This window comes from Leuconostoc sp., from assembly GCF_965300815.1.
Genome location: NZ_CBDKZH010000096.1, coordinates 1 through 4,755 on the forward strand (window position 1 = coordinate 1; position 4,755 = coordinate 4,755).

The following is a 4,755-nucleotide window of genomic DNA, read 5'->3' on the forward strand; positions in this document are numbered from 1 at the left end:
ATAGCTGGTACGTTTGTGCGACATATAGCTGGTTTCATTATACACTAATTTCATCAAATAAATTGTTTTGTAGGCGTTATTCATGTATTATGGTAAAAACATTAAGAAATCAGGTGATAACATGATAAATCAACTAGATCACAACATGCACGCATAATCCGTGTCCGTTCACTGCCGTTAGACACAATCGGCAACTGTTTGAGATGACCGACGACTTGGAACGTGACACCAGTTTTTCCGAGGTACAACAATCATGATTACCGCTAATCAGCTCACGTTCAATTTCACAACCGAAGCGCTATTATTTGAAAACGTCAATTTTAAATTAAGCCCTAAGCAACGCGTTGCCTTAATTGGTGATAACGGATCGGGTAAATCTACTCTACTTAATTTACTGGTTAAAAACTTAACGCCAACACGTGGCACCATCCAGTCAGATGGATATACCCTGCTCGTCCCACAATTTTACGATGACAATGCCCAAAATAGCCCTGGAGAAAGCCAGCGCCAACGCTTACAGGGCGCATTCGCTCAACGACCTGATGTATTACTACTCGATGAGCCTACCTCATACTTAGATCAAACGGGCATGCAATATTTACTCAATCAACTGAAGCGCTTTAAAGGTATCGCGGTAGTTGTTAGCCATGATGCAGCATTCTTGGCCAAAATCGCCACTGCCGTATTAGTGATTGACCAAAAAAATATAACCTTTTATCCCACCGATTTTGCGACCTTTCAGCAACTGCAAGCCAATAAAATCCAGCAACAATATGCGCAATACGAAGTTGTCCGAAAACAAAAACAGCAACAACTCGCATCACTGGCTCGTATGCAGGAAAAAGCGACGCATGCCAAAAAGGCCAAAAAGGTTTCCAATTCTGAGAAAAAAGCAATTGGTTTAGCTGGCCGAAAGGATAAAGTTCAAAATGGCTTAGAGAAAAAAGTTAAAAAAATCCGCGCTGATATTCAGCAAACTGCTCACGGTAAACCATTTGAAAAGATGGGCCTTAAATTACTCACAACCTACCAGCAGCCCAAAAAGATTATGCAAAACGTGACGTTGGATCGTTTAATACGTGACGACTTCGTATTAATTAACAATCCAATAAACCTCCGCCTCCAATCTGGTAAAGTGATAGCAATCCTTGGGGCCAACGGCGCGGGTAAATCAACGTTACTCAATGCGATTTTTCACGATGTGACGCAAAAACGGTACCGCGTGAATTATTTTCATCAAAATATCCAAAGCCAATTCAACGCTGACCAACCATTATTGCCACAACTACAGGCAATGTCGGGGATGAACCTACAAGTCATCCGCGATGTCTGTGGCGCACTGGGTATCCGTTCGGACATTTTGAGCAGATTCCCAAATACATTGAGTGGTGGACAACTTTTGAAAGTGCAATTAGCTTTAAATTTGATGATGCCCTTTGACATCTTATTGTTAGATGAACCAACAAATTACTTAGACTATGATGGTGTATTGGCCTTGACTAACTTCATCAACGATTCTCAAGCAGCAATTGTCTTGGTGTCTCACGATGAAGCGTTTGTTAAGCAAACCGCCACCCAATCTTTTATTATCCAAGATCAAAATTGGATCGATTATTTAACCTACGATGATTATTTTGACATTAACGTGACCAACTAAAAACGGTTAGAACTTAATCTAACCGTTTTTTGCTTTGTCATCACATATGTTGTTTAGTCTAGTGTTTGCCCACCACTCGCAATGACTTCTCGGTACCAATAAAAGCTATCTTTTTTGAGTCGTTGCCCTGAGCCTTCGCCCATATCGTCAAGATCGACATAAATATAGCCATAACGCTTCTTCATTTCGCCAGTTCCAGCTGACACAATATCAATTGGTCCCCATGATAAGAAGCCAATCACGTCAACGCCATCCAACACAACTGCCTTTTCCATTTCACGAATGTGCTCACGGAGATAGTCAACACGATATGGGTCGTGAATTGTCCCATCAGCTTCGATTGTGTCATAAGCCCCAATCCCGTTTTCAACGATCATGATCTTTAATCCAGGATACAATTCGTTCATTTCATTCAAGGTGAAACGCAAGCCTTGTGGGTCAATCCCCCAATCCCAATCATTCGTTTTAATGTAATCGTTCTTGACGATTTCAAAGTTACCGAAATCTTCCATTTCGGCATCTTTATCCGACACGGCGCGAACCGTTGTCGAGTTATAGTAGGAAATAGCCATATAATCAACCACCCCTGCCCTCAGGTCTTCACGGTCTTGGTCAGTAATATCTGGTCGGAAACCTGAACGTTCAAAGAATTTTTCCATATCACTTGGGTATTCACCGCGGACATGCACATCCATCATCCAATCACGGGCCTGACGTGCCTTTTGCCAAGCCAACATATCTGCTGGACTTGGTGTGGCAGGATAGAATGGTGCCACATTGGCCATACCACCAATCACGAAGTCTGGATTAATCTCATGCCCAATCTTGACCGCCCGTGCAGAAGCCACTAACTCATAATGCCCTGCTTGCACCATCGCTTCTTGCTTATCTTTTAATGTCGCTTGTTCATCAAAGCGAATACCTGAATTTGTCCAAACTAAGAATTGATAGATTGGATCATCTGAAATAGCCGTTTGGTTGGAAATTTCATTGTGTGTCATCCAGTAAGTCACCTTGTCACGGTAGCGCTTAAATACCACTTCCGCATATCTGACAAACAAATCAATAACTTGACGATTTGACCAACCCCCATAAGCTTCAACTAAGTGATAAGGCATTTCAAAATGCTGTAACGTAATCACTGGTTCAATGCCGTGTTTATGCATTTCGTCAAATAGGTCATTATAGAAAGCCAAACCCGCCTCGTTTGGTTCGGCATCGTCCCCATTGGGGAAAATTCGCGTCCAGGCAATCGACGTTCGAAAGGCTTTAAATCCCATTTCTGCCATAAGGGCTAAATCTTCTTTGTACGTATCGTAAAATTCAATCCCGTAATGGTTAGGGTAATTCAACCCTTCAACGACACCATCGCTAATCTGGCGTGGTAAATTATGCGCACCAGCGGTCAACACGTCAGCGATACTAACGCCTTTGCCGCCAGCTTGCCATGCGCCTTCAGCCTGATGTGCGGCAATCGCGCCACCCCATAAAAAGTCTTGATTCAATTGATACGTTTCTTTTGACATGTGTATTTTTCTCCTTAGCCTGCTTCGCGTTCGTAAAGCGCAATAATTTCAACTGCTAAATCTCGGAAGGTAATCCCATTCATTAAGTGATCTTGCGCATGCAACATATACAAGTCGACTTCAATGTGTTCCCCTTGTGCTGCTTTCGTCAGCATATCTGTTTGGATATCATGTGCTGTTTTAAGCGCTTCATCGGCTGCCTGTATTTCAGTACGTGCACCTTCAAAGTCACCAGTTTTAGCCAATTGAATGGCTTGAAATGCGTGTGATTTCGCATCGCCACCATTCAAGATCAAGCCCATAATGACAACCATTCGTTCATCATTCATATCACTTAACCCATGATCTTTTCCGCAGTTGCCAAAACATTGTCGCCCTTCATCATCCCATAATCCATCATATTGATGATATCCATTGGGACACCGGCTGCATCGGTCTTTGCTTTAACCTCATTCTTTAAGTAAGCCACCTTTGGTCCGAGTAATAACACATCTGGATGGCGTTGTGCTAAGGCATTGTCAACATCAGATGTTGAGGTGGCAAAAATGTCATAATCTTTTCCTTGTGCCGATGCTGCACTTTGTATCTTTGAAACGAGCATTGAGGTTGACATCCCCGCTGCACATGCTAACATAATTGTCTTTGTTGCCATCGTAATTCCCTACACTTTCTTTGTTTCTTAATGTAATCGCTTACATTTTATCCTAAATAACTTGTCCTAACTGGTTAAAAATTAAACTGCCTTTTCTTGGGCCACCAAAATTTTGTCGTACTTTTGTGCAAATGGCCAATAAATTGGGATCGTGATCGCCAACATGAAGATTTGCCAAAGCATCACTTTCCAACCACCGACAATGAAGCCAGAAATAACTGGTGGTGTTGTCCAAGGTACATACACCCCGTTTAATGGTGGGATAATGCCAAATTTAATCGCATAATACGTGCTGAAACCAGTCACGACAGGTGCTAAGATGAATGGCACAACCATCACAGGGTTCAACACCAGTGGAATCCCGAACAAAACGGGTTCGTTAATGTTGAAGAGTCCTGGCCCAAAGTCTTAAATAGCCAATGTTTTCATCAGCACTGAAATTGCGCCAATGATCATATACCCCACCAAGCCAATTGTAACCCCAGCACCAGTGACTGTGATAAACTGTTCGAAGAATGATTGCGTCACAATATGTGCACCGTTATCTAATGACAATTTCCCAGCTTGATACAACGTCAAGTTGTCCGCATTGTTACTAATTAACAAGGGTTGCATAATGCCGGAAACAATTGTTGAAGCATGGACCCCGAAGAACCAAAGGAATACCGGTACTAAGGTAATGAGCAATACTCCGACTGGGCCATCTGATGCGTGCTGTAGCGGTGTTTGGATAATGCGGTAAATCCATTCTGCAAATGTAGTATTACCTAGCTTCTGGAATAACCCGTACACAATGGTCGCACCAGTGATAATGGCAGCGGCCGGCACCAATGCCGTAAATGAGGCCGCTACGTTACTTGGCACTTGTTCTGGTAATTTGATCGTAATACCCTTCTTCATGAACCAGGTATAAATCCAAC

General features: G+C 42.7%; 4 protein-coding genes and 1 pseudogene. 1 reads left to right on the plus strand and 4 read right to left on the minus strand.

Annotated features, from left to right (window positions below):
* The first annotated feature begins 253 nt into the window (after positions 1-253).
* Entirely contained in the window at positions 254-1,657 is a 1,404-nt protein-coding gene (locus tag ACW12G_RS06300; RefSeq protein WP_455647537.1) for an ATP-binding cassette domain-containing protein, read from the plus strand.
* 53 nt (positions 1,658-1,710) lie between these two features.
* On the opposite strand, the gene ACW12G_RS06305 is transcribed toward ACW12G_RS06300, so the two are convergent.
* From ACW12G_RS06305 to ACW12G_RS06320, 4 genes and pseudogenes are all read right to left on the minus strand, one after another.
* Positions 1,711-3,183: a 6-phospho-beta-glucosidase gene (locus tag ACW12G_RS06305; protein WP_455647538.1), complete on the minus strand. Its 1,473-nt coding sequence runs from the start codon at positions 3,181-3,183 to the stop codon at positions 1,711-1,713.
* Between the two features lie 14 nt (positions 3,184-3,197).
* On the minus strand, positions 3,198-3,512 hold the full coding sequence (locus tag ACW12G_RS06310) for a PTS lactose/cellobiose transporter subunit IIA (RefSeq protein ID WP_048701591.1): 315 nt from the start codon (positions 3,510-3,512) through the stop codon (positions 3,198-3,200).
* A gap of 5 nt (positions 3,513-3,517) precedes the next feature.
* Positions 3,518-3,835 carry a PTS sugar transporter subunit IIB gene (locus ACW12G_RS06315; RefSeq protein WP_455647539.1) on the minus strand — a complete coding sequence of 106 codons (318 nt, stop codon included), beginning with the start codon at positions 3,833-3,835 and terminating at the stop codon, positions 3,518-3,520.
* Between the two features lie 81 nt (positions 3,836-3,916).
* Positions 3,917-4,755 (minus strand): annotated as a pseudogene (locus tag ACW12G_RS06320) (PTS sugar transporter subunit IIC); the annotation flags it as partial.

Coding starts and splice junctions, on each gene's coding strand:
- ACW12G_RS06300 (WP_455647537.1), top strand. CDS start 254: ATGATTACCGCTAATCAGCTCACGTTCAATTTCACAACCGAAGCGCTA.
- ACW12G_RS06305 (WP_455647538.1), bottom strand. CDS start 3,183: ATGTCAAAAGAAACGTATCAATTGAATCAAGACTTTTTATGGGGTGGC.
- ACW12G_RS06310 (WP_048701591.1), bottom strand. CDS start 3,512: ATGAATGATGAACGAATGGTTGTCATTATGGGCTTGATCTTGAATGGT.
- ACW12G_RS06315 (WP_455647539.1), bottom strand. CDS start 3,835: ATGGCAACAAAGACAATTATGTTAGCATGTGCAGCGGGGATGTCAACC.